Source organism: Isoptericola hypogeus (genome assembly GCF_039531145.1).
Taxonomy (GTDB): Bacteria; Actinomycetota; Actinomycetes; order Actinomycetales; family Cellulomonadaceae; genus Isoptericola; species Isoptericola hypogeus.
The window spans coordinates 669,979-691,736 of the sequence record NZ_BAAAPM010000003.1; the positions used below are offsets into that span (position 1 = coordinate 669,979).

Sequence of the window (21,758 nt, forward strand, 5' to 3'; positions counted from 1 at the left end):
TCCGCGGACGACGCCGCCCCCGCGCCCTCCGCGGCCGCGCCGCCGGGAGCGCCGGCGCCGACGGCGACCGGCCTCTGCGCGTCGGCCCGGGCGACGGTGCGCTCCTCGGTGCGGCGGCCCAGGTCCACCGCGAACGCGACGAGCGCGATGGTCAGCGCGGTCGCGGCAGCCCAGACGAGCAGCACGCTCAGCTCGGCGATCTGCATGGTCAGTCCTCCGTGGTGGTGGAGCGTTCGGGGATGGCTGCGAGCACCTTGTCGACCTCGCGCTGCAGCCCGGCGTCGTCGCCGCGGGCGAGCCCCGCGAGCTCGACGCGGGTGGTCGTCACGCCGTCGTCGTCGGCCTGCACCCATGCTCGCACCCAGACCCGCCGGCGCGGGGTGAAGAGCGAGACGGCGAGCCCGGCGAGGGCCAGCAGCGAGAAGGTCAGCACGAACGCCAGCGACGGGTCGTGCCGCAGGTCGAGCGCGACGTAGCGCGGCACGTCCTCGGCCAGGGTGACCGACCCGAGGCCGTCCGGCAGCTCGACGGTCTCGCCGGGTCGCACCAGGATCTTGGCCGTCGACCCGTCCTCCTCGACCGACGGCGTGAGGCTCGCGGTGTCGAGACGGTAGACGTTCTGCGGCACGCCCTCGTCGAGGCCGAGGTCGCCGCGGTACACCTCGAGCACCAGGAGCGGGTTGTTCGGCTGCGGGAAGACGGACCGCGCGGACCCGTCCTCGGCGACGACCGCCGTCGGCAGGAAGTACCCGACGAGGCCGATCTGCTCCTGCCCCGGCGAGACGTCGGGCACCTTGACGACGCCCCGGGACGTGTACATCTGGTCCTCGGGCAGGAACGGCACCCGGCCCGAGAACGCGACCTGCCCCTCGCCGTCCTCGACCGTGATCTCCGGCGCGAACCCGTTGCCCTGCAGGTAGATCTTGGAGCCGTCGACGTTCAGCGGGTGGTTGACCTTGATGGTCTCGGCATGCTGGTCGCCCTCGGGCTCGGTCACGGTGACGTGCGCGGTGAAGTCCCGGGCCTGGGCGAACGCGACCGTGTCGGAGGCGAACTCCGAGTCGAACTCGTCGAGGGTCATCGAGAAGGGCACGAGCGACGACGGCGAGAACCACGCGCCGGACTCGAACGTGTCGTAGTCGACGACGGCGTTCGCGAAGCCCCGGCCCTCGGTGACGATCGCCTGCCCGCGGTAGTGCAGCAGCTGCCCGAGCGCCACGGAGACGAGGAGCCCGAGCAGGGCGAGGTGGAACAGCAGGTTGCCCGTCTCGCGCAGGTAGCCGCGCTCGGCGGCCACGGTGCGGGTGGCCGGGCGACCGCGGCGGGGCTCCTCGGCGCCGACGTCGACGCGGAACGTGGGCAGCCGGCGCAGCGGGCCGCGCAGGAGGGTCGCGGCGGCGTCGACGACGGCGCCCGGGCTCGCGGCGGTCGTCGCCGACGCCGTCGCGGGGAAGCGGTCGAACCGGGCCGGCGTCCTCGGCGGGCGCCCGCGCAGGTTGCGCGCGTGCACCAGGGTGCGCGGCACGATGCAGCCCACGAGCGAGACGAACAGCAGCAGGTAGATCGCCGAGAACCACGCCGAGCTGTAGACGTCGAAGAACCCGAACCGGTCCAGCCACTCGCCCGTCGTCGGGTGGTCGCCCAGGTACTCCAGCACGGCGGCAGGGTCCTGCCCGCGCTGCGGCAGCACCGAGCCGGGCACCGCCGCGACGGCCAGCAGCATGAGCAGCATGAGCGCGACGCGCATGCTGGTGAGCTGGCGCCAGGTCCACCGCAGCATGCCGCGCCAGCCCAGCGTCGGCAGGGTCGGGCGGCCGGACGACGGGCCGCCGGGCGACGCCGCGTCCGCACCCGTGCCGCCCTCGGTGAAGGCGTCGTGGATGCCCTCGGGGCGGTAGGTCGTCTTCTCGCTCATCACACCACCGTCCCGAATCCGCCGATCCAGCCCTGCAGCTGGCTGGTCCACGCGGACCACAGGCCCGTGACCAGCGCGAGGCCGACCAGCACGAGCAGCCCGCCGCCGAGGCGCTGGATCGCCAGGCGGTGCCGGCGCAGGAAGCCCAGCATCCGCTGCGAGGACTGCAGGCCGAGGGCGACGAGCAGGAAGGGCACGCCCAGCCCCACGCAGTACGCGACGCCCAGCACCAGGCCGCGCGCGGCCGAGGCCTCGTCGAGCGCGAGCGTCTGGACGGCCGCGAGGGTGGGGCCGATGCACGGCGTCCAGCCCAGCCCGAACACGACGCCGAGCAGCGGCGCGCCCCACATCCCTGCCCGGGGGCTGAGGTGCAGCCGGCGCTCGCGCTGCAGGAACGGCACGGCGCCGAGGAAACCGAGGCCCATGAGGATGACGACGACGCCGAGGACGCGCATGATGACGTCCTCCCACCGCACGAGGTAGGACCCCAGCGCGCCGGCCGCCGCCATCAGGGCGACGAACACCGCCGTGAAGCCGAGCACGAACAGGCCCACCCCGACGACGACCCGCCGGCGGCCGGGCGCCACGCGCGGCGCGCCGCCCGTCCCGGACGCGGGCCCGGTGGACGCGGCCGCCATGCCGCTCACGTAGCCGACGTATCCCGGCACCAGCGGCAGCACGCACGGCGACGCGAACGACACCAGCCCGGCGATCAGCGCGACCGGCAGCGCCAGCAGCATCGAGCCGCTGAACGCCGTGGTCGCGAAGGCCTCACCCATCAGGCGTCCTCCGCGCCGCCGTCGCCGCCGCCCTCGGCGCCGATTGCCGAGGATGCCTGCGCCTCCGCTGCGGGCGAGTGCCTCGTTCCTCGGCCCTCACCCTCCGCTGCAGCTCCGTCATCCTCGGCGAGGAGCTCGTCGACGATCGCCTCCAACGTGGAGCCGTCGGCCTGGCCGATGACGCGCGCCGCGACGCGACCCTCGCCGTCCAGCACGACGGTGGAGGGCACCGCCTGCAGCGGCACGACGCCCGACAGCTTGGCCACGACCTCGCCGCTGCGGTCCTCGATCGAGGGGTACGGCACCTCGAAGGTGCGCTGGAACGCCTCGGCGGCGCCGGCCTCGTCCTCGGTGTTGATGCCGAGCACCCGCACGCCGTCGGCCTCGCGCTGGTTCGCCAGGTCCACGAGGTCCGGCGCCTCGGCGCGGCACGGCGCGCAGCCGGCGTACCAGGTGTTGACGACGACGACGTCGCCGAGCCAGTCGGCGCTGCTCACGTCGTCGCCCTCGAAGGTGGTGCCCTCGACGGTCACCGGGTCCTCGCGGTCGGACGCGTCCCACTGCTTGACGGACCCGTCGCCCGAGACGAAGCCCTGGCCGACGACGTCCGCGCCGGAGTCCTCGGCGCCGCACGCCGCGAGCAGCCCCGCGGTCACGACGGCGGCGAGCGCGGTGGCGGCGGCACGACGAACGGGAGCCCCACGGGGGACGGCGGGGCGGGCGACGCGCATCATGCCCCCGGGACGGGGTCGGCGCCGGCGAGCAGCGCCGCGGCCGGCTCGGTGTAGTGCAGGCCGACGAACCGGTCGTCGTCGAAGCGCAGCGAGGTGAGCGACGCCAGCGCGCACTCGCGGCGGCGCGGGTCGTGCGCCAGCGACCGGCCCTCGAAGGAGCGGCGTGCCATCCAGACGGGGAGCTGGTGGCTGACCAGCACGACCTCGTGACCCGCGTACGCGCGGCGGGCGTCGTCGACGGCGGCGCGCATCCGGGTCACCTGGTCGGCGTAGGCCTCGCCCCAGGACGGCCGGACCGGGTTCCACAGGTACCGCCAGTACCGGGGGTGGGCGAGCTGGCCGGGGTTCGACCCGATCGTGGTGCCCTCGAAGTGGTTGCCGGCCTCGACCAGCCGGTCGTCCGTGGCCAGCTCCAGGCCGAACGCCCCGGCGACGGGGGCCGCGGTCTCCTGGGCACGCTGCAGCGGCGAGGCGACGACGCCGACGACGTCGCGGCCCGCGGTCGACAGGTGCTCGGCGACCCGGCGGGCCATCGCCTGGCCGCGCTCGGACAGCCGGTACCCGGGGATGCGCCCGTAGAGCACCCTGTCCGGGTTGTGGACCTCGCCGTGCCGCAGGAGATGGACGGTGGTGGTGGCCATGGCTCCCAGTGTCCCAGACGGCCGGAGCGCCCAGGTCCCGCTCAGCGGGCCTCCGGCCCCGGGGTGACGAGGTTCACGCGGCGCGGCAGGCCGGCCCGGCGGGCGGACGACAGCGGGCTACTCGGCGCCCTTCGCCGCGTGCGCGACCTTGGACATCGCACGGCCCAGGGTGGTCATCTCGTCGGCGTCGAGCACGTCGACGAGCAGGCGCCGGACGGCGGTGACATGCCCGGGCGCCGCGGCGACGAGCGCGTCGTACCCGGCGTCGGTCATCACGCAGCGCACGCCGCGGCGGTCGCCGGGCACCGGCTCCCGCGTGACGAGTCCCCGCTTCTCCATCCGGTCCACGGTGTGCGTGAGCCGGCTGCGCGAGAGGGCGAGGAAGTCGGCCAGGGCCGACATGCGCAGCGCGCGTTCAGGCGCCTCGGAGAGCTGCACCAGCAGGTGGTACTCGCCGAGCGTCACGGGCAGGCCCTCGTCGTGCGCGTCCCCGAGCGCCTCGAAGAAGCGCGACGTGCCCTCGAGGAAACGGCGCCACGCCCACTGCTGGTCCTCGTCAAGCCAACGCACCGCGTCGTGATCCATCGAGCCCCCGTCGTCGTCCCGCACACTCGTGACCGCACCCACGGGAATAGGTTACGAGACCCGGGTGTTGACGCCTCACGACCGCGATAGTTGAGGGCTCAACTATCTTGGTCGCGCCAGCCCGCTCGCCCCACACCGAGGAGAACCCATGACCGCGCTTCCCGCAGGCCTCACCGCCGGTACCTACGCCATCGACGCCGCGCACTCCACCGCCTCCTTCTCCGTCCGCCACGCGGGCATCGCGAAGGTCCGCGGCACGATCGCCATCACCGCCGGCACGATCGTCGTCGGCGACGACCTCGAGTCGTCCTCGGTGACCGCCGAGCTCGACGCGGCGTCCGTGAGCACCGGTGACGAGAACCGCGACGGGCACCTCAAGAGCGCGGACTTCTGGCACGCCGAGGAGAAGCCGGTCTGGTCGTTCGCCTCCAAGGGCATCTCGTTCGACGGGGACGACTACACCATCCACGGCGCCCTCACGATCAACGGCGTGACGAACGACATCGAGCTCCCCACCGAGTTCGCCGGCACCGCGACCGACCCGTTCGGCAACGCCCGCGCCGGCTTCGAGACCGAGCTGGAGATCTCCCGCAAGGACTACGGCCTGACCTGGAACGCCGCCCTCGAGACCGGCGGCGTCCTGGTGGGCGACAAGGTCAAGATCGCCCTCGACGTCTCGGCGATCAAGCAGGCCTGACCCTGGACCGCCCTCGTCGGTCGAGCCCGTCGAGACCCTCCCCTGGTCTCGACGGGCTCGACCGACAGCGTCTTGCCTATCTCGGCGAGGCCGGCGAGCCGTCCGTGGCCGCGCGCGCGGCGGCGTGGAACGCGAGGATCTGCAGCTCGCCGGCCACGTCGACGGAGCGCACGACGACGTCGTCGGGCAGCTGCAGCGCCACCGGCGCGAACGACAGGATCTCGCGCACCCCGCACGCGACGACCCGCTCCGCGAGGCCCTGCGCGACCGGCCCCGGGGTGGCGAGCACCACCATCGAGATGCCGCACCGCGCGAGCACCTGCTCCAACGCGTCCACGTGCTCGACGACGATGCCGGCCGCGGTGCGCCCCACGACCTGCGGGTCGGCGTCGAGCAGCGCCGCCACCTGGAAGCCGCGCGCCGCATACCCGGAGTAGTTCGCCAGCGCGTGGCCGAGGTTGCCGATGCCGACGATCGCGAGCTTGTGCTCCGACCCCAGCCCCAGCGCCGCGGCGATGTACGACGCGAGCGACTGCACGTCGTAGCCGACCCCGCGGGTGCCGAAGGACCCCAGGTACGACAGGTCCTTGCGCAGCTGTGCCGACCCGACGCCGGAACGCTCCGCCAGCTCCGAGGAGGACGTCGTCGTCACCCCCGCGTCCGCCAGGTCGCGCAGGGCGCGCAGGTAGTAGGGCAGCCGCGCCACCGTCGCGGCCGGCACCGTCGCCTCACCGAGCTCGATCACGTCCGATTCCCTCCCCGGGCTAGGCGGCCAGCCGCCGCGCGAGCCGCGCGCCGTCCACCCGCCAGAAGCCCTGCTGCACGCCGTCGACCTCGACGACGGGCACGTAGTCCCCGTACTTCGCCACCAGGTCCGTCCCGGAGGCTGCCGCGCCGCCCGACGCGCCGTCCGACCCACCGCGCGCCGCGTCGCCGACCTCGATGTCGACCTCGCGCCACGCCTCCCCCGCCGCCTCGCACACCTCGACCACGACCGCCCGCGCGTCGTCGCACAGATGGCATCCGGGCCGGGTGTACAGGACGACACGAGGTGCGTCGACGGATCCTGGCGGCCTGCTCACGAGCACAGCGTATCTGCGCCGATACAGTGGACCGCATGCCGTCGCCCGCCGAGTCTCCTCGACCGCCGGTCCGGGCCGCAGCGTTCTTCGACGTGGACAACACGATCATCCGCGGCGCCAGCGCGTTCCACCTCGCCCGGGCCCTCTACCAGCGGCGGTTCTTCGGCACCGGCGACCTGGTGCGGTTCGCGCTCATCCAGGCGAAGTACCTCGCGTTCGGCGAGTCGCGCTCCCAGATCGAGTCCGTGCGCAGCAAGGCGCTCTCGCTCATCGCGGGGCGCTCGGTGGCCGAGATCACCGCCGTCGGCGAGGAGGTCTACGACACCGTCCTGGAGCTGCGGATCTTCCCGGGCACCAAGCGCCTGCTCGACGAGCACCTCGCCGCGGGCGACCAGGTCTGGCTGGTCACGGCGACGCCGGTGGAGGTCGGCGGGCTCATCGCCCGCAGGCTCGGCGCCACCGGCTGCCTCGGCACGATCGCGGAGCACTCGGGCGGCTTCTACACCGGGCGGCTGGTCGGCGACCTCATGCACGGCGAGTCCAAGGGAGCCGCGGTGCGCGAGCTGGCCGAGCGCGAGGGCATCGACCTGTCCGCGTCGTACGCGTACGGCGACTCCCTCAACGACCTGCCGATGATGCGCTCGGTCGGGCACCCCTGCCCGATCAACCCCGACGCCAGGCTGCGCCGGCACGCCAAGGACGTCGGCTGGCCGATCCGGGAGTTCCGCGGCCGCAGCCAGCGGGTGGCCGGCCGGGGCATGAAGACGGCGTCCTGGGCGGGCGCCGCGTGGGTGGCCGGGCTCGTGCTGCGCACCATCAGCCGGCGGCTGCGCGGCCGCTGAGCCTGTCGCTGGTTGAGCCTGTCGAAACCAGGTCTCGACAAGCTCGACCGCCGGTGGAACGCGACGAGCCCGGCACCCTCGGGAGAGGGTCCGGGCTCGATGCGTGCGGCCCGCTCAGTGAGCGGGCGCGGCGTCACTTCTTGTTGCGGCGCTGGTGACGCGTCTTGCGAAGCAGCTTGCGGTGCTTCTTCTTCGCCATGCGCTTGCGGCGCTTCTTGATGACGGAGCCCATGAGGTCCTCACAATGCTGGTCGGATGGTGGAGCACGGTTGGTCCCTCGAGCCCTGTGACCAGGTGCAGCCGACCAACACGGAAAAGTCCGTCCCTCAGCGTACCCGATGCATCCCGTGGCCCCGAACGCGGGCCCGACGGGGACGCTCCCCGACCGCGCCGAACCGCCCGGGAACGAGTTGCACTCAACCTTGCATGCAACCTACGGTCCGGAGCGATGACGACTCCGCCCGGCGCCGCCGACCGCGCCTACCAGCACACCAAGGCCAAGATCCTCTCCGGCGAGATCCCGGGCGGAGAGCTCCTGTCGGAGGGCGTGGTGGCCGCCGAGCTGGGCATCAGCCGCACCCCGGTGCACGAGGCCTTCCTCCGCCTGGACGCCGAGCGCCTCCTCGTCGTGGCCTCCCGCCGGGGCGCTGCCGTCGTGCCCATGGCTCCCGACGAGGCCCGGGACGTGCTGGAGATGCGCGAGGCGATCGAGACCTCCACCGCGCGACGCGCCCTGGCGCACGGCGCCCCGCCCGCGGACGTGATCGACGCCATGCGGGAGAACCTGCGCGTACAGCGCGAGGCGGCGGTCTCCGGCGACGTCGACGCGTTCGCGGCGGCGGACGGCGCGTTCCACACGATCCTCGTGCGGGCCTCCCGCAACCAGGCCGCCCTGCAGTTCCACGACCTGCTGCGCGACCGGCAGCAGCGCCTGCGCAGCCAGCTGCTGCACGTCGGGCCGCAGGAGGTCGCGGCGTCGCTGGGGGACCACGAGGCGATGCTCGCCGCCGCCGAGCGCGGCGACGTCGAGGAGTTCTGCCGCCTCGTGGGCGAGCATGTGCGCCGCCACCGCGGGATCCTGTGATGCCGGCCTCCGCGGCCGGCTGGAAGGGCGTCTTCGGCGCCCTCTTCGTGTGCTCCTGGGCCGGCAACCAGTTCAGCCCCATGCTGCTGATGTACGAGGACGTGCGCGGCTACGGCGACGCGACCGTCAACGCGTTCCTCGGGGTCTACGTGCTGGGGCTCGCGCCGGCGTTGCTGGTGGCGGGCGCGCTGTCCGACCGACACGGCCGGCGGCCCGTGATGTTCGCCGGCACCCTGCTCGCCATGGCCGCGAGCGCCGTCCTCGCCCTCGGCGGCGTCGGCGCGCTCGGCCCGGTGCCGATCTTCCTCGGGCGGTTGCTGTCGGGAGTCACGGTGGGCACCGCGATGGCGGTGGGCACGAGCTGGTTGAAGGAGCTGTCCCAGGTGCCGTTCGACCGGTCCGCCGATGCCGGCTCCGGGGCGCGCCGGGCGTCGCTGGCCTTCACGCTCGGGTCCGGGGTGGGAGCGCTCGTCGCCGGGTCGCTGGCGCAGTGGGGCCCGTGGCCGGAGGTGCTGCCGTACCTGGTGCACCTGGTGGTGACCGCGCCGTTCGTCGTCCTCGTGCGGCGCGTCCAGGAGACGAGCACGGGCGGGGGCGTGCCCGGACCGCTCCGCGCCCGGCTGCGCTTCCCGGCCGCGGGGCACCGACGGTTCACCCGGGTGGTGCTGGTCGTCGCGCCCTGGATCTTCGCCGCCGCGGCGCTCTCCTACGGGTACGCGCCCGTGCTGCTGCGAGAGCAGACGGGCGACCTGGGCGTCGCCTACGCCACGCTCCTGACCGTGGTCGCGCTGGGCGTCGCCGCCGTGGTCCAGCCCGCCGCCAAGCGGCTCGACGCCGTCGACAGCGCGCGGGGGCTCATGGTGGCCGTCGTCGTCCTCACCCTCGCCGTGGCGGCGGTCGGCGCCGCCGTCACCGCCGGCTCCCTGTGGTGGGGCGTCGCCGCCGCCGCGGTCGCGGGCGCGGGCATCGGCGTCGGGCTCTCGTCCGGCCTGCTGGAGGTGCAGCGCATCGCCGGCCCGCGCGAGCTGGCCGGCCTGACCGGCGTGTTCTACGCCGTCGCGTACGCGGGGTTCCTGCTGCCCGCGCTGATGGCGGCGGTCACTCCGCCGTTCAGCACGGCCGCGCTGTTCGGCGTCCTGCTCGTGCTCGGCGCCGTCTCCGTCGTCGTCGTGGTGGCGAACTCCCGGCGGCACCTCCCGGCCGGGCCGCACAAGGCGAGCAGCTAGTCGCGGTAGGGGTCCAGGCCCCAGGTGGGGAAGACGTGCCGACGGGTGGCGAGGATCGCGCGGTCGACGTCGTCGGACGGGTCGTAGCCGTCGGACCACGGGCGCCACGCGACCTCTCTCCCGCCGAGCCGTTCCGCGGGGTCGAGGCCGGACAGCTCCTCGACCTCCCGCCGCCACGACTCCGGCAGCTCGAGCCCAGGCGGCAGCGGGACGTGCGCCGCCTCCGCGACGAGGCTCGCCCACACCAGCGGCACGACGTCGACCACCGCGTACCCGCCGCCCCCGAGGGCGACCCAGCGGCCGACGGCGACCTCGTGAGCCAGGTCGTGCACCCAGCGGGCGGCGGTGCGCTGCGCGTCGACGCTCACGTCCAGGTCGGTGAGCGGGTCGTTGCCGTGCGCGTCGCAGCCGTGCTGCGAGACGATCGCCTGCGGGCGGAACTCGCGCACCACGGCCGGCACGACGGCGTCGAACGCACGCAGCCAGCGCGAGCCGTCGGTGCGCGGCGGCAGCGCGACGTTCACGGCCGTGCCCTGGGCCGCCGTCCCGCCCGTGTCGCCGGGGTTCCCGGTGCCGGGGAACAGGGTGTGCCCGTCCTGGTGCAGGGAGACGGTGAGCACCCGCGGGTCGTCCCAGAAGATCGCCTCGACCCCGTCGCCGTGGTGGGCGTCCAGGTCGACGTACGCCACCCGCTCGGCGCCGAGGTCCAGGAGCCGCTGCACGGCCGCGGCGGCGTCGTTGTAGATGCAGAAGCCCGACGCCGCGCCGCGGTGGGCGTGGTGCATCCCGCCGGCGACGTTCACCCCGTGCGCGACCCGACCGGACCACACCGACTCGGCGGCGTCCACCGACGCCGCGACCAGCCGGGCACCGGCCTCGTGCATGGTGGCGAACACCGGGTCGTCCTCGGTGCCGAGGCCGCGCGCGGGGTCGGGCTGTCCGGTGGCAGCCGCGCGCCGCACGGCGGCGACGTACTCGGCGTCGTGCACGGTCTGCACGACGGCGTCGGGGGCGGGGACGACGTCGCCCACCTCCAGGGTGGGCGCCTCGAGCAGCCCGAGCTCGCGGACCAGCCGCATCGTGAGGTCGAGCCGGGCGGGGGCCATCGGGTGCCCGGGGCCGAAGTCGTAGCGCAGGAGCTCGGGGCTCCACAGCAGCCGGGCGACGCGCATCCCGTCACCGTAGCCCACGGCGTGGCAGGCTGGGGCCGCGCGGTCCGTCGCCGAGACGGGCCGCGTCGCGGGCGAAGGACGGTCGATCGACGAGGTCGAGAGGGGGGCGCGTGGCGACGACGTGGGGCGGCCGCATGCTCGCGCTGCGCGGCTGGGTGGACCGGGCCGCGCGCGAGTACCCGGCCCGCCTGGCGATGACGGTCTTCGCGGCCGTCATCACCCTGTTCACGCTGCTGCTCCTCCCGCCGTGGGCGACGGCGTCCGGCCGGAGCGCGTCGATCGTGGACGCGCTGTTCACCGCGACGTCGGCCGTCTGCGTCACGGGCCTCGTCGTCCACGACACCGCGACCTACTGGTCCGAGTACGGGCGCGTCGTCATCCTGCTCGGCATCAAGATCGGCGGGCTCGGGGTCATGACCCTCGCGTCCCTGCTGGGCCTGGCGGTGTCGCGCCGGCTCGGGCTGACGCAGAAGCTGCTCACCGCGTCGGAGACCAAGACCGAGCGGCTTGGCGAGGTCGGCGCCCTGCTGCGCACGATCATCATCACGGCGACGTCGATCGAGGTGGCGATCGCGCTGCTGTTGTTCCCGCGGTTCCTCGCGCTGGGCGACCCGGCGGGGCTCGCGGCCTGGCACGCGGTGTTCTACGGCATCTCGTCGTTCAACAACGCCGGCTTCGTGCCCACCGAGCACGGCCTGATGCCGTTCGCGTCGGACTGGCTCGTGCTGATGCCCATCGCCGTCGGGGTGTTCGTCGGCTCGCTGGGCTTCCCGGTGATCCTCAACATCATGACGCACCGCCGTCGTCGCCATCACTGGATCCGGAGCCTCTCGCTGCACACCAAGCTGACGGTGACCACCAGCCTCGGGCTGCTCGTCGGCGGGGCGCTGTTCATCGGCGCGCTGGAGTGGTCGAACCCCGCCACCCTCGGCGCGCAGGACGGCGCGACCCGGGTGCTGTCGTCGATCTTCGCGTCGGTGATGCCGCGGTCCGGCGGGTTCAGCACCGTCGACGTGCACGAGATGCACCAGGAGACGTGGCTGGTCACCGACGCGCTGATGTTCGTCGGCGGCGGGTCCGCGTCGACGGCGGGCGGCATCAAGGTCACGACGCTCGCCGTCATGCTCCTCGCGATCCTCTCCGAGGCGCGCGGCGACAAGGACACCGACGCGTTCGGTCGGCGGATTCCCCGGGACACGATCCGGCTGGCGATCGCGGTCGTGTTCATGGGCGCGACCGCGGTGCTCGTGTCGTGCCTCGCGCTGCTGCGGCTGACGCCGTTCAGCATGGCGGAGGTGCTGTACGAGGTGATCTCGGCGTTCGCCACGGTCGGCCTGTCCACCGGGATCACGCCCGACCTGCCCGACCCCGCCAAGTACTGGCTGAGCGGCCTGATGTTCGTCGGCCGCGTGGGCGTCATCTCGGTCATGGGCTCGCTGGCGCTGCGCGACCGGCGGCGCATCGTACGCTTCCCCGAGGAACGTCCGATCGTCGGGTGAGGCGCAACAGCGTTCGTCGGTCGAGCCCGTCGAGACCACTCCTGCGTTTCGACAGGCCCGACCACCAGAGAGGAGCATCGTGCCCGAGAAGAAGGTCCGCGAGCGGGACGCCGGTGTGCTCGTCGTCGGGCTGGGCCGGTTCGGCTCGGCGATCGCGTCGACGCTCGACCGGCTGGGCCAGGACGTGCTCGCCGTCGAGCGGGACGAGCGGCTGGTGGCGCAGTGGTCCGGCCGGCTGCCGCTCGTCGAGGCCGACGCGTCCAACCCGGAGGCGCTGGAACAGCTCGGCGCGCGGGACTTCGGCGTCGCCGTGGTCGGCGTGGGCACCGAGCTGGAGGCGTCCGTGCTGATCACGGGCAACCTCGTGGACATGGGCACGCCGCAGATCTGGGCCAAGGCGATCTCGGCCGAGCACGGCCGCATCCTCACCCGCATCGGCGCGCACCACGTCGTCTTCCCGGAGTCGGACGCCGGGTCGCGCGTGGCGCACCTCGTGAGCGGCAAGATGCTCGACTACATCGAGGTCGAGGACGGGTTCACGATCGTCAAGATGCGGCCGCCGAAGGAGATGCAGGGCTTCACGCTCGCGCAGTCGGACATCCGCAAGAAGTACGGCGTGACGGTCATCGGCGTGAAGTCGCCGGGCGTGGAGTTCGCGTACGCGACGCCGGAGACGCGGGTGAGCTCCAACGACCTGCTGGTCTGCTCCGGCCACGCCGAGCTGCTGGAGCGGTTCTCGGCACGACCCTGACGTTCACCCTCCGGCCATCGTCGCGCCTCCGGGCCGACGCCGGGTCGTCCCCGGGCGCGGCCAGGATCGGCGTCCATGCGATCACGACGACCTGCCCCACGTTCCGCGCTGCCGGCGCTCCTGCTGCTGCCGACCCTCGCGCTCGTCCCGGCGTCGGCCGCCTGGGGCCAGGGCGGCCAGGGCGGCCACGGCCACGGCTCGCGCGACGGCGTCGCCACGGTCACCACCGACGTCGAGACGCCGCCGCTGTACGACGACGCGGAGGGCGGCAGCGCGTCCGGCGACGACCCGGCGATCTGGGTGCACCCGGATGACGCGGACGAGTCGATCGTCGTCGTCACCGCCAAGGAGGGCGGCCTGCGGGTGTACGACATGCGCGCGCACGAGCTGCAGTCGGTCGCCGCCACCCCGGCGCCCCGCGCGGACGGCGTGGACGGGCGGTTCAACAACGTCGACATCGCCTACGGCCTGGAGGTCGGCGGCGAGACGGTCGACGTCGCCGTCGTCTCGGACCGCTACAACGACCAGCTGCGGTTCTTCGCCGTCGACCCGGACGGCGCGGAGGCGGACACGCCGCTCACCGAGATCACGGCACCCGGGCTGCCGTTCCTGTTCCAGCCCGACCGTGAGGGCGTCACCTCGGAGCACACGGCGTACGGCCTGGCGGTGTACCAGCCGGACCGCGGGCCGGCGTACGCGGTGGTGACGCAGGAGGGCACGACGCGGGTCGCGACGGTCCGGCTCGTGCCGGGCGGCGACGCCACGATCGGCTACGCCGGCGCCCGGCACCTGGACCTGCCCGCGTCGTTCGCCCTGCCCGGCGGCAGCACCTGGACCCCGTGCGAGGAGCCCGGGGTCGGGCCGCAGCTCGAGGGGCTGTCGGTGGACCAGCGCACGGGCGTGCTGTACGCCGCGCAGGAGGACGTGGGCGTGTGGCGCGTACCCCTGCCGCTCGGGTCGGGCACCCCGCGCCTGATCGACAGGGTCACCGACTTCGGCGTGCACGACGTGTACGACCCCGAGACCGAGGAGTGCGCGCCGGCCGGCGGCGCGTCCCAGGAGGACGCCGTCGCGTCGAACCCGTTCGGCGGCGACCTGCTCACCGCCGACGCGGAGGGCGTGGACGTCTGGCACGGCCCGGGACGCACGGGGTACGTCATCGTCTCGAGCCAGGGCGACGACCGGTACGCGGTCTACTCGACGACCGGCCGCAACCGGTTCCTCGGGTCGTTCCGCGTCGCGGGCGACGGCGTCGACGACGTGAACGGCTCCGACGGCCTGGCGGTGACCAACCGGCCCGTGGGCACCTACGACGAGGGCCTGCTCGTCACGCACGACGAGCCGGAGACCGGCGACGACGTCGAGGCCGGCCGAGGCGACGCGACCGGGTTCTCGTACGTGTCGTGGGGAGACGTCGCGCGCGAGCTGCACCTGGCGGTCGACACCCGCGCCGGCAACGACCCACGCTTCGCCGGCTGAGCGAGCACCTTCGGTCAAGCCTGTCGAGACCGTCTCCGGGTCTCGACGGGCTCGACCGGCGGGCGCTCAGGCGGTGCGACGTCGCAGCGTCGTGATGCCCAGCGCCACGGCGCCGACGATGAACAGCGCGATGACGCCGACGTCCCCGGCGACGTCGGCCCACTCGCCGCCGGCGGCGAGCCGCTGCATCGCCTCGACGGCGTACGTGAGGGGGAAGACCCGCGAGAGCCACTCGAGCACCTGGGGCATCTCGTCGCGCGGCATGATCAGGCCGCAGGTGATGAGCTGCGGGAAGATGATCGCCGGCATCATCTGCACCGCCTGGAACTCGCTGCGGGCGAGCGCGGAGGCCGCGAGCCCGAGGCAGCAGCCCAGCACGGCGTCGAGCATCGCCACCACGACGACGAGCCACAGCGGCCCGAGCACGTCCATGCCGACCGCGAGCGCGAAGCCGACCACGACGAGCGCCTGCAGCAGCGCCAGCGCCGCGAAGGCCAGCGCGTAGCCGGCCACGAAGTCGCCCTTGCGCAGCGGCGTCGTCATCAGCCGCTCGAGCGTGCCCGACTGCCGCTCGCGCAGGGTGGCCACGCTCGTGACCAGGAACATCACGATGAGCGGGAACAGCCCCACGAGCATGGGGCCGAACTGGTCCAGCACGGGGGTGCCGTCGAACATCCACGCGATGAGCCCGAGCAGCAGGCACGGCAGCACGAGGATCAGCGCCACGGTGCGGCGGTCGAACCGGAGCTGGGCGATCACCCGGCTCGCGGTGGTCGTGGTGAGCGTCATCGGGTCCCCTCCCCCTGGGCGGCGCGGCCGGCGCCCTCGGCGCGGTCGATGAGCGCGAGGAACGCGCGCTCGGCGTCGGGCGCGCCCGTGGTCTCCAGGAGGTCCGCCGGCGTGGTGTCGGCCACCAGCTCGCCGTCGCGCAGCAGGAGCAGCCGGTCGCACTGCGTGGCCTCGTCCATGACGTGGCTCGAGACCAGCAGCGTGCGACCCTCGGCGGCGAGGCGGCGGAACATCGCCCACAGGTCGCGCCGCAGCACCGGGTCGAGGCCGACGGTCGGTTCGTCGAGGACCAGCAGCTCAGGGTCGGCGACGAGCGCGGCGGCCAGCGACACGCGCGACCGCTCGCCGCCCGACAGCGTGCCGACGCGCTGCTTCTCGTGGCCGCCGAGGTCGACGGCGGCGACAGCGCGCCGGACGGCGGCGTCGGCGCCGCGACCCGGCAGGCCGGACAGGCGCGCGAAGTAGCCGAGGTTCTGCACCACCGTGAGGTCCGTGTACACCGATGCCGCCTGGGTCACGTAGCCGACGCGGCGCCGCAGCCCGGGCGACCCGGCGGGCTCGCCGAGCACCGTGACCTCGCCGGTGACGTGCGCCTGGACTCCGACGACGGCGCGCAGCAGGGTCGTCTTGCCGGAGCCCGACGGCCCGAGGAGGCCCACCACCTGGCCCGCGGGGACGGCCACGTCGAGGCCGTCGATGATCGTGCGCCCGCCGCGCACGACGCGCAGCCCCCGCGCCCGCACGGCGACGTCGTTATTCACCATGCGATGAATTCTGCTCCTCCGCGGGCCCGTGCGCAACGGCCGGGAGGGGATCGGTGAGGTAGCGCTGCAGCGTCGGCCCGACGAGCGCGGCGACGCGCTCCGGCGGCTGCGAGGCCAGCGGCTCGATCGGCACCAGGTAGCGGGTCATGAGGACGCCGGCCATCTGGGACGCGACCAGCGACGTGCGCAGGCGCGCGTTGGACACCTCGAGCCGCCGCACGATCGGGCCGAGCAGCTCCGCGCCGAGGAACTGCGGCAGCAGGGCGCGCAGCCCCGGGTCGGACATGACCGCGGGGATCACGAGCCGGACCGTGTCCCCGTAGTCCGTGTCCCAGACGGTCACGACGGCCCGCACGAGCCGCTCCCCCAGCCCGGCGACCGGGCCGTCGGTGGCAGCCCGCACGACGGCGGCCGGGTCGACGTCGGCCAGCCCGAGGGTGGCGGTGAACAGGTGCGTCTTGTCGCCGAACCAGTGCCGCACGGTGCCCGGGTCGACGCCGGCCCGGCGCGCGACGGCGCGCACCGACGCCGCCTCGTAGCCGCGCTCGAGGAACTCGGCGCGGGCGGCGTCGAGCACCGTCGCACGGGTGTCGTGACCGGCGGGACGACGGCCGCGGCGGGTCGCGGGGGCAGGCACTCGGGGCACCTCGCCATCGTGCCAGCGTCCCGCCCCGCGGGGCGGCCGAACGTGTCACCGCGGTGCTCTACTGTGTGGCCTGGCACACACCGGTCGCCAGGCCGGGGCGGCGCGGAGGCGATGGTGAGCAGCAGGTGAGCGACACGAGCGACGTGACGACTGCGGCGCGCACCCCGCCCTGGCGGTACGCGATCGGCATGCTCGGCACCTCGATCCCGATCAACCTGGTCCGAGGGTCCGTGATCCTCTACTACGTCGACATCCTCGGGCTGGACGTGCGCGCCTACGGGATCGTCATGACCGTCTACGCGGTGATCGACGCGATCGACAACCCGGTGCTCGGCTACCTGTCGGACCGCACCCGCACCCGGTTCGGCCGGCGCCGCCCGTGGCTCGTCGTCGCCGGCCCCCTGCTCGCGGCGAGCATGATCGCCCTGTTCTCGGTCCCGTCGGGCCTCGACGGCGTGGGGCTCGTGCTGTGGTTCGCCGTCTTCGCCATCCTGTGCGAGGCGTTCGACTCCATGCTCAACGCGAACTACGGGGCGCTGCTGCCCGAGCTCTTCCCCGTGGAGAAGAAGCGCGCGGTGGCGAACGGGCTGCGGCAGGGGTTCCAGCTCGTCGCGCTCGTGCTCTCGCTCGCCGTGACGCCGTTACTGACCACCAGCGTCTTCGGCACCGAGCAGACCACGGACGGGTTCCGGACCACGGCCGCGCTGTACGGCGTCCTCGCCTGCGCGGTCATCCTCTTCATGACCCTCGGGATCCGGGAGAACCCGCGGTACGCGACCCACGAGCGGCCGGCCCTGTGGTCCGGGATCCTCGCCATCCTGCGCAACCCGCTGTTCTGGAAGGTCGGGCTGGTCGGCGCCTGCTACGCCATCGCCATGGGCCTGGTGCTGTCGGGCGTGCAGCTGTACGTGCGGTACTCCCTCGGACTGCGGGTGGAGAACGCGCTGTACCTGCAGGCCGTCGTCATCCTCGTCTCGGCCGCCGGGCTCGCGGTGTGGACGCGCGTGGTCGCCCGCCGCGGCGCCCTGTGGACGTGGCGCGTCGCCTACGCCGTGCTCGCGGTGAGCTTCGCCGGGCTCTTCTTCGCGAACAGCCTGGTGACCGCCATGATCGCGGGCGCCGTCGTGGGCATCGGGTGGTCGGGCATGCTCGCCACCAACGACCTGATCGTGGCCCGCGTGCTCGACTCCGACGCCGCTACGCACGGCGAGCACAGGGAAGGGCTCTTCCTGTCCGCGTTCGGGTTCTTCGGGCGGCTCAACGGCGTCCTGATCGGCCTCGCGCTGACGTCGCTCGGGGTGTTCTTCGGCTACAACTCCGGCGCCGACCCGGGCGACGACCCTGGCCTCGCGTTCCGCATGTACCTGTGCGTGTACCCGTTCGTGCTCACGACGATCGGCGCCGTCGCGTCCCGGTTCGTGTCCGTGCCCGCTCCGCCGGCCGACCACGCCGTCGCCGCCGGCGGTGACGGGTCGGACGGCGACGCGGCGGGCGGCGGGTCGGACGGTGCCGGGCCGGATCCGGCGGACCAGGAGCCCGCGCGGTGAGGGGCCTGGTCATCACGGCCGACGACCTGGGCCGCGACACCGCCTCGACCGGCGTCGTCCTCGACCTGGCCGCGGCCGGGCACGTCACCGCCACCACCCTCATCCCCGCCGCCCCGGGGTCGGCCGACGCCGCGCGCCGGGCGCGCGAGGCCGGTCTCGTGCCGCACCTGCACGTCACGCTCAACGGCGAGCGCGGCCTGCCCCCGTGGCACCCGCTGTCCGGCGGCGCGAGCCTCGCCGGGCCCGACGGCGCGCTGCCCGACGACCCCCACGTCGTGGGCGCCCGGGCCGAGACCGCCGACGTCGAGGCCGAGCTCGACGCCCAGCTCGCCTGGGTGCGCGACCAGGGGTTGCGTCCGGTCGTCGCCGACTCGCACGCCGGCACCCTCTACGGGCTGCACGGCCGGTCGTTCCTCGCCGAGGGGATCGCGTGGTGCGCGCGGCACGGCCTGGCGTTCCGGCTCCCCCGCGATCCCGCGCCCTACCTGGGCGGGCCGCCCCCGGCGCCGCTGGCCGAGGTGCACGCCCGCGCGGTGGCGCTCGCCGACGCGCTCGGCGTCGCCCTGCCCGCGACCGTCTGGACCAACCGGCGCACGGCGGCCGACCTCGGGAGCTACGAGTCGCTGCGCGCCGACCTCGTCGCCCGCCTGGACGACCTGCCCGAAGGAGTGAGCGAGCTGTTCCTGCACCCCTCGACCCCCGACGCCCCGGGCGTCGCCGACGTCGTCCGTGCCTGGGAGGCGCGGCTGCTGCGCGACCCGACGTGGCACGCCGCGCTGGACCGGTCCGGCGTGGTGCTCACGAGCGGGTGGTCGTCGTGACGCGCCTCGTGCGGACGCTGCGTCTCGGGCTGGAGGACCTCCTCGCGGACGACCTGCGCACCGTCGCGTTCGAGGTGGACGGCGAGCCCGGCGTCGAGGTGACGGTGGAGTACGACCGCGAGGCCGCCGTCGTCGACCTCGGGCTCGAGGGGCCCGCCGGGTGGCGCGGGTGGTCCGGTGGGGCCCGGACCACCTTCGTCGTCGGGCGCGACGCCGCCACCCCGGGGTACGTCCCGGGCGAGCTCGAGCCCGGCGAGTGGCGGGTCCAGCTCGGGCTGTACCGGCTGCCGGTGGAGCCGGTCGAGGTGCGGGTCACCGTCGAGCTGACGGCGTCGCCCGGCGTGCCGCCCGAGCCGCCGGGCACCCCGCGGCCCGAGGCGCCGCGCGCCAGCGCGCGCCGCCTGCCCGCGCTGGACGGCCTCACCTGGTTCGCCGGCGACTTCCACGCCCACTCGAACCACTCCGACGGCGAGCAGTCCCTCGGGGAGCTGGCGGCGCTCGCGGTGGGCAACGGCCTGGACTTCCTCGCGGTCACCGAGCACAACACCGTCTCCCACCACCCGCTGCTGGCGGGGGTCGGCGCCACGCACGGCATCACGCTGCTGCCCGGCCAGGAGGTCACGACGGCGCGCGGGCACGCGAACGCGTTCGGCGACATCGGCTGGGTGGACTTCCGCGAGCACCCCGACCGCTGGGTCGAGACCGTCGCGGAGCGCGGCGGGGTCCTGAGCGTCAACCACCCGCTGCAGGAGGAGTGGGCGTGGCAGCACCCGCTGGCCGCCCTGCCCGACGCGCTCGAGCTGTGGCACGTCACCTGGTTCCGCGACCAGACGGCGACGGCGCCCTGGACGCTGCTGTCCCGCTGGCGCGACGACGTGACCCTGCTGGGCGGCAGCGACTACCACCACCCGCGGCACGGCTACCTGCCGGGGACGCCCGTCACGTGGGTCGCCGCCGAGGAGAACAGCCCCGAGGGCATCCTCGACGGGCTCCGGGCGGGCCGGGCGGCGATCACGCGCCTGCCCACGCCCGACGCGCCCGCGCTGGTGCGGCTCGGCGACGACCTGGTCGCCCTCGCCGCAGACGGGACCGTCCTCGGCGACCTGGACGGCCGGCGGCGGATGCTGCACGGCGACCGCGTGGTCGTGCCCGCCGAGCGGGCCGGGCGCGGGCCGTTCCGGCTGGAGAGCCCCGCCGGCGAGGTGCTCGCGATCACGCGGTGACCCCTGCCACGCCGGTTGAGCCTGTCGAAACCCGGGACGTGGTCTCGACAAGCTCGACCGACGAAGCTCAGGCGTGCTCGGCCGCCAGCTCGCGGGAGCGGTCGCGAGCGGCCTCGAGGGCGTCGAGGAACGCCGCCCGGACGCCGCCGTCGTCGAGCTTGCGCAGCGCGGCGACGGTGGTGCCGCCGGGCGAGGAGACCTTCTCGCGCAGCAGCACGGGGTGCTCGCCCGTCTCGTCGAGCAGCCTGGCCGAGCCGAGCACGGTCTCGACGGCGAGGCGGCGGGCGACGTCGCGCGTGAGGCCGAGCAGCACGCCGGCCTCCGCCATCGCGTCGACGACGTAGAAGACGTACGCCGGGCCGGAGCCGGCGAGAGCGCCGAAGGCGTCCATGTCCTTCTCCGCGACGCGGAAGACGTGCCCGGAGCCGGACAGGACCCGCTCCACCAGCGCGACGTCGTCCTCGCGGGCCGCTCTGCCGCCGACGACGGCGGTGACGCCCGCGCCCACCAGCGCGGGCGTGTTCGGCATCGCCCGCACCACCGGCGTCCCGGCGGGCAGGCGCTGCTCGAAGAACGACAGCGGCAGGCCCGCGGCCACGCTCACGACGACGGCGCCGGGCTCCAGCGCGCCCGCGACCCGGTCGAGCATCGCGCCCACGTCCTTGGGCTTCACGCCGACCACGACGACGTGCGCGCCCGCCACGGCCTCGACGTTGTCCGACGTCGTGCGCACCCCGAAGCGCTCGGCGAGGTGCTCCGCGCGCTCCTCACGCCGCGTCGTCGCCACGACGTCCTGCGGCGCGACGCCGGCCGCCAGCGCCCCGGCCAGCACCGCCTCGCCCATGTTCCCCGTGCCGAGGAAAGCCATCCTCACGCCGCTGATCTGCTGCTCCGTCTGCTCGCTCACGGGGACCACGGTACGTCCCCGGGAAGGGCCGCCGACCCTCTGGACCTCCCGCGGAAACCAGGACCGCGGAGTGTCACAGCGACTGCCGGTCCGGGTCCGCGTCCGGGAGCGAGACGCCGTGCCGCTGGGTCACCTCGAGGATCGCGGCCGTCGACTCCTCCGCCGGCCGACCGGCACGGTGCTGGCGAAGTCGGCGAAGAACCGGCCGGCGCCGTCGCCGGACGTGATCGCCAGGAACCGGGCGGACTCCCCGACGACCGCGAAGGTGCTCGGCGTCCCGGCCGGGAAGACGACCAGCCCGCCGGGCTCCACGTCGTACGACGTGCCGTCGACCAGCGCCGTGACCTGGCCCTCGAGCAGGAACATCACACCGGTCCAGGGCGAGACATGCGGGGGTGCCATCGGGCCTGCGGGCGCGATCACCTCGAAGACCTCGAAGGCCCCGGCGTCGTCCCGGACCACCGCCTTCGCGATGTGGTCGCCGTCGATCATCCGGTGGTGCCGGCCTTCTCCCGGCGGGACGTGGATAGTAATCATGGCTCCTCCTTGGGCCTGGATGGTGCGACCAGCCTCGG

24 protein-coding genes and 1 pseudogene are annotated in these 21,758 nt (G+C 74.2%); 10 read left to right on the forward strand and 15 right to left on the reverse strand.

Annotated features, from left to right (window positions below; genetic code table 11):
* The 6 genes and pseudogenes from ABD254_RS05375 to ABD254_RS05400 form a co-directional block, all read right to left on the reverse strand.
* A pseudogene (locus ABD254_RS05375) lies at positions 1 to 206 on the reverse strand (c-type cytochrome biogenesis protein CcsB); the annotation flags it as partial.
* A 2-nt stretch (positions 207 to 208) separates the two neighbouring features.
* Positions 209 to 1,915, reverse strand: a complete 1,707-nt coding sequence (resB, locus tag ABD254_RS05380) for a cytochrome c biogenesis protein ResB (protein WP_344246369.1) — start codon at positions 1,913 to 1,915, stop codon at positions 209 to 211.
* Entirely contained in the window at positions 1,915 to 2,694 is a 780-nt protein-coding gene (locus tag ABD254_RS05385) for a cytochrome c biogenesis CcdA family protein (protein ID WP_344246371.1), read from the reverse strand. Before ABD254_RS05385 ends, resB begins: the two co-directional genes overlap by 1 nt.
* A complete protein-coding gene (locus tag ABD254_RS05390) occupies positions 2,694 to 3,425 on the reverse strand; it encodes a TlpA family protein disulfide reductase (RefSeq protein ID WP_344246373.1) in 732 nt (243 codons plus the stop codon). Before ABD254_RS05390 ends, ABD254_RS05385 begins: the two co-directional genes overlap by 1 nt.
* Positions 3,425 to 4,069 carry a histidine phosphatase family protein gene (locus tag ABD254_RS05395; protein ID WP_344246375.1) on the reverse strand — a complete coding sequence of 215 codons (645 nt, stop codon included), beginning with the start codon at positions 4,067 to 4,069 and terminating at the stop codon, positions 3,425 to 3,427. The genes ABD254_RS05390 and ABD254_RS05395 overlap by 1 nt, the downstream gene beginning before the upstream one ends.
* A 117-nt stretch (positions 4,070 to 4,186) precedes the next feature.
* Positions 4,187 to 4,654, reverse strand: coding sequence for a MarR family winged helix-turn-helix transcriptional regulator (locus tag ABD254_RS05400; protein ID WP_344246377.1), 468 nt, complete (start codon positions 4,652 to 4,654; stop codon positions 4,187 to 4,189).
* Between the two features lie 148 nt (positions 4,655 to 4,802).
* Between ABD254_RS05400 and ABD254_RS05405 the strand changes: the two genes are divergently transcribed.
* Positions 4,803 to 5,351 (forward strand): YceI family protein, encoded by a 549-nt coding sequence (locus ABD254_RS05405; protein WP_344246379.1) that lies wholly within the window; start codon positions 4,803 to 4,805, stop codon positions 5,349 to 5,351.
* A 76-nt stretch (positions 5,352 to 5,427) separates the two neighbouring features.
* On the opposite strand, the gene ABD254_RS05410 is transcribed toward ABD254_RS05405, so the two are convergent.
* Entirely contained in the window at positions 5,428 to 6,096 is a 669-nt protein-coding gene (locus tag ABD254_RS05410) for a redox-sensing transcriptional repressor Rex (protein ID WP_344246381.1), read from the reverse strand.
* A 19-nt stretch (positions 6,097 to 6,115) separates the two neighbouring features.
* Positions 6,116 to 6,433 carry a glutaredoxin family protein gene (locus ABD254_RS05415; RefSeq protein WP_344246383.1) on the reverse strand — a complete coding sequence of 106 codons (318 nt, stop codon included), beginning with the start codon at positions 6,431 to 6,433 and terminating at the stop codon, positions 6,116 to 6,118.
* Between the two features lie 35 nt (positions 6,434 to 6,468).
* Here ABD254_RS05415 and ABD254_RS05420 point away from each other — a divergent pair, with 35 nt between their 5' ends.
* Positions 6,469 to 7,275 carry an HAD family hydrolase gene (locus tag ABD254_RS05420; protein WP_344246384.1) on the forward strand — a complete coding sequence of 269 codons (807 nt, stop codon included), beginning with the start codon at positions 6,469 to 6,471 and terminating at the stop codon, positions 7,273 to 7,275.
* 133 nt (positions 7,276 to 7,408) lie between these two features.
* On the opposite strand, the gene ABD254_RS05425 is transcribed toward ABD254_RS05420, so the two are convergent.
* Complete coding sequence (locus tag ABD254_RS05425) at positions 7,409 to 7,507, reverse strand: 30S ribosomal protein bS22 (protein ID WP_003792170.1); 99 nt, start codon at positions 7,505 to 7,507, stop codon at positions 7,409 to 7,411.
* A 216-nt stretch (positions 7,508 to 7,723) separates the two neighbouring features.
* Here ABD254_RS05425 and ABD254_RS05430 point away from each other — a divergent pair, with 216 nt between their 5' ends.
* Together ABD254_RS05430 and ABD254_RS05435 are read left to right on the forward strand one after the other, a co-directional pair.
* A complete protein-coding gene (locus ABD254_RS05430) occupies positions 7,724 to 8,359 on the forward strand; it encodes a GntR family transcriptional regulator (protein WP_344246386.1) in 636 nt (211 codons plus the stop codon).
* Positions 8,359 to 9,585, forward strand: coding sequence for an MFS transporter (locus tag ABD254_RS05435; protein WP_344246388.1), 1,227 nt, complete (start codon positions 8,359 to 8,361; stop codon positions 9,583 to 9,585). The genes ABD254_RS05430 and ABD254_RS05435 overlap by 1 nt, the downstream gene beginning before the upstream one ends.
* Here the strand turns inward: ABD254_RS05435 and ABD254_RS05440 are convergent.
* A complete protein-coding gene (locus tag ABD254_RS05440) occupies positions 9,582 to 10,757 on the reverse strand; it encodes an acetoin utilization protein AcuC (RefSeq protein ID WP_344246390.1) in 1,176 nt (391 codons plus the stop codon). The genes ABD254_RS05435 and ABD254_RS05440 overlap by 4 nt on opposite strands.
* Before the next feature lie 134 nt (positions 10,758 to 10,891).
* Here ABD254_RS05440 and ABD254_RS05445 point away from each other — a divergent pair, with 134 nt between their 5' ends.
* The 3 genes from ABD254_RS05445 to ABD254_RS05455 all read left to right on the forward strand — a co-directional run bounded on the left by ABD254_RS05445 (position 10,892) and on the right by ABD254_RS05455 (position 14,486).
* A complete protein-coding gene (locus tag ABD254_RS05445; protein ID WP_344248502.1) occupies positions 10,892 to 12,256 on the forward strand; it encodes a TrkH family potassium uptake protein in 1,365 nt (454 codons plus the stop codon).
* Between the two features lie 76 nt (positions 12,257 to 12,332).
* Positions 12,333 to 13,007 (forward strand): potassium channel family protein, encoded by a 675-nt coding sequence (locus ABD254_RS05450; RefSeq protein ID WP_344248503.1) that lies wholly within the window; start codon positions 12,333 to 12,335, stop codon positions 13,005 to 13,007.
* A 75-nt stretch (positions 13,008 to 13,082) separates the two neighbouring features.
* On the forward strand, positions 13,083 to 14,486 hold the full coding sequence (locus tag ABD254_RS05455) for a phytase (protein WP_344246392.1): 1,404 nt from the start codon (positions 13,083 to 13,085) through the stop codon (positions 14,484 to 14,486).
* 66 nt (positions 14,487 to 14,552) lie between these two features.
* Here ABD254_RS05455 and ABD254_RS05460 read toward each other — a convergent pair whose 3' ends face one another.
* Genes ABD254_RS05460 through ABD254_RS05470 form a run of 3 tightly spaced genes read right to left on the reverse strand, consistent with a single transcriptional unit; the run spans position 14,553 to position 16,685 of the window.
* Positions 14,553 to 15,275 carry an ABC transporter permease gene (locus ABD254_RS05460; protein ID WP_344246394.1) on the reverse strand — a complete coding sequence of 241 codons (723 nt, stop codon included), beginning with the start codon at positions 15,273 to 15,275 and terminating at the stop codon, positions 14,553 to 14,555.
* Positions 15,272 to 16,039, reverse strand: a complete 768-nt coding sequence (locus ABD254_RS05465; RefSeq protein ID WP_344246396.1) for an ABC transporter ATP-binding protein — start codon at positions 16,037 to 16,039, stop codon at positions 15,272 to 15,274. Before ABD254_RS05465 ends, ABD254_RS05460 begins: the two co-directional genes overlap by 4 nt.
* Entirely contained in the window at positions 16,029 to 16,685 is a 657-nt protein-coding gene (locus tag ABD254_RS05470) for a TetR/AcrR family transcriptional regulator (protein WP_344246398.1), read from the reverse strand. The genes ABD254_RS05465 and ABD254_RS05470 overlap by 11 nt, the downstream gene beginning before the upstream one ends.
* Positions 16,686 to 16,810: 125 nt before the next feature.
* Here ABD254_RS05470 and ABD254_RS05475 point away from each other — a divergent pair, with 125 nt between their 5' ends.
* The 3 genes from ABD254_RS05475 to ABD254_RS05485 are packed head-to-tail and all read left to right on the forward strand — an operon-like array spanning position 16,811 to position 20,276.
* Positions 16,811 to 18,232, forward strand: coding sequence for an MFS transporter (locus ABD254_RS05475; protein ID WP_344246400.1), 1,422 nt, complete (start codon positions 16,811 to 16,813; stop codon positions 18,230 to 18,232).
* Entirely contained in the window at positions 18,229 to 19,053 is an 825-nt protein-coding gene (locus tag ABD254_RS05480; RefSeq protein WP_344246402.1) for a ChbG/HpnK family deacetylase, read from the forward strand. Before ABD254_RS05475 ends, ABD254_RS05480 begins: the two co-directional genes overlap by 4 nt.
* Positions 19,050 to 20,276 carry a CehA/McbA family metallohydrolase gene (locus ABD254_RS05485; protein WP_344246404.1) on the forward strand — a complete coding sequence of 409 codons (1,227 nt, stop codon included), beginning with the start codon at positions 19,050 to 19,052 and terminating at the stop codon, positions 20,274 to 20,276. The genes ABD254_RS05480 and ABD254_RS05485 overlap by 4 nt, the downstream gene beginning before the upstream one ends.
* A 67-nt stretch (positions 20,277 to 20,343) precedes the next feature.
* Here ABD254_RS05485 and proC read toward each other — a convergent pair whose 3' ends face one another.
* Positions 20,344 to 21,144 carry a pyrroline-5-carboxylate reductase gene (proC, locus tag ABD254_RS05490; protein ID WP_344248504.1) on the reverse strand — a complete coding sequence of 267 codons (801 nt, stop codon included), beginning with the start codon at positions 21,142 to 21,144 and terminating at the stop codon, positions 20,344 to 20,346.
* Positions 21,145 to 21,312: 168 nt separating this feature from the next.
* Positions 21,313 to 21,720: a cupin domain-containing protein gene (locus ABD254_RS05495; protein ID WP_344246405.1), complete on the reverse strand. Its 408-nt coding sequence runs from the start codon at positions 21,718 to 21,720 to the stop codon at positions 21,313 to 21,315.
* Positions 21,721 to 21,758 lie beyond the last annotated feature (38 nt).

Coding starts and splice junctions, on each gene's coding strand:
- ABD254_RS05465 (WP_344246396.1), bottom strand. CDS start 16,039: ATGGTGAATAACGACGTCGCCGTGCGGGCGCGGGGGCTGCGCGTCGTG.
- ABD254_RS05495 (WP_344246405.1), bottom strand. CDS start 21,720: ATGATTACTATCCACGTCCCGCCGGGAGAAGGCCGGCACCACCGGATG.
- ABD254_RS05455 (WP_344246392.1), top strand. CDS start 13,083: ATGCGATCACGACGACCTGCCCCACGTTCCGCGCTGCCGGCGCTCCTG.
- ABD254_RS05430 (WP_344246386.1), top strand. CDS start 7,724: ATGACGACTCCGCCCGGCGCCGCCGACCGCGCCTACCAGCACACCAAG.
- ABD254_RS05420 (WP_344246384.1), top strand. CDS start 6,469: ATGCCGTCGCCCGCCGAGTCTCCTCGACCGCCGGTCCGGGCCGCAGCG.
- ABD254_RS05440 (WP_344246390.1), bottom strand. CDS start 10,757: ATGCGCGTCGCCCGGCTGCTGTGGAGCCCCGAGCTCCTGCGCTACGAC.
- ABD254_RS05385 (WP_344246371.1), bottom strand. CDS start 2,694: ATGGGTGAGGCCTTCGCGACCACGGCGTTCAGCGGCTCGATGCTGCTG.
- resB (WP_344246369.1), bottom strand. CDS start 1,915: ATGAGCGAGAAGACGACCTACCGCCCCGAGGGCATCCACGACGCCTTC.
- ABD254_RS05390 (WP_344246373.1), bottom strand. CDS start 3,425: ATGCGCGTCGCCCGCCCCGCCGTCCCCCGTGGGGCTCCCGTTCGTCGT.
- ABD254_RS05445 (WP_344248502.1), top strand. CDS start 10,892: ATGCTCGCGCTGCGCGGCTGGGTGGACCGGGCCGCGCGCGAGTACCCG.
- ABD254_RS05425 (WP_003792170.1), bottom strand. CDS start 7,507: ATGGGCTCCGTCATCAAGAAGCGCCGCAAGCGCATGGCGAAGAAGAAG.
- proC (WP_344248504.1), bottom strand. CDS start 21,144: ATGGCTTTCCTCGGCACGGGGAACATGGGCGAGGCGGTGCTGGCCGGG.
- ABD254_RS05400 (WP_344246377.1), bottom strand. CDS start 4,654: ATGGATCACGACGCGGTGCGTTGGCTTGACGAGGACCAGCAGTGGGCG.
- ABD254_RS05395 (WP_344246375.1), bottom strand. CDS start 4,069: ATGGCCACCACCACCGTCCATCTCCTGCGGCACGGCGAGGTCCACAAC.
- ABD254_RS05435 (WP_344246388.1), top strand. CDS start 8,359: ATGCCGGCCTCCGCGGCCGGCTGGAAGGGCGTCTTCGGCGCCCTCTTC.
- ABD254_RS05460 (WP_344246394.1), bottom strand. CDS start 15,275: ATGACGCTCACCACGACCACCGCGAGCCGGGTGATCGCCCAGCTCCGG.
- ABD254_RS05405 (WP_344246379.1), top strand. CDS start 4,803: ATGACCGCGCTTCCCGCAGGCCTCACCGCCGGTACCTACGCCATCGAC.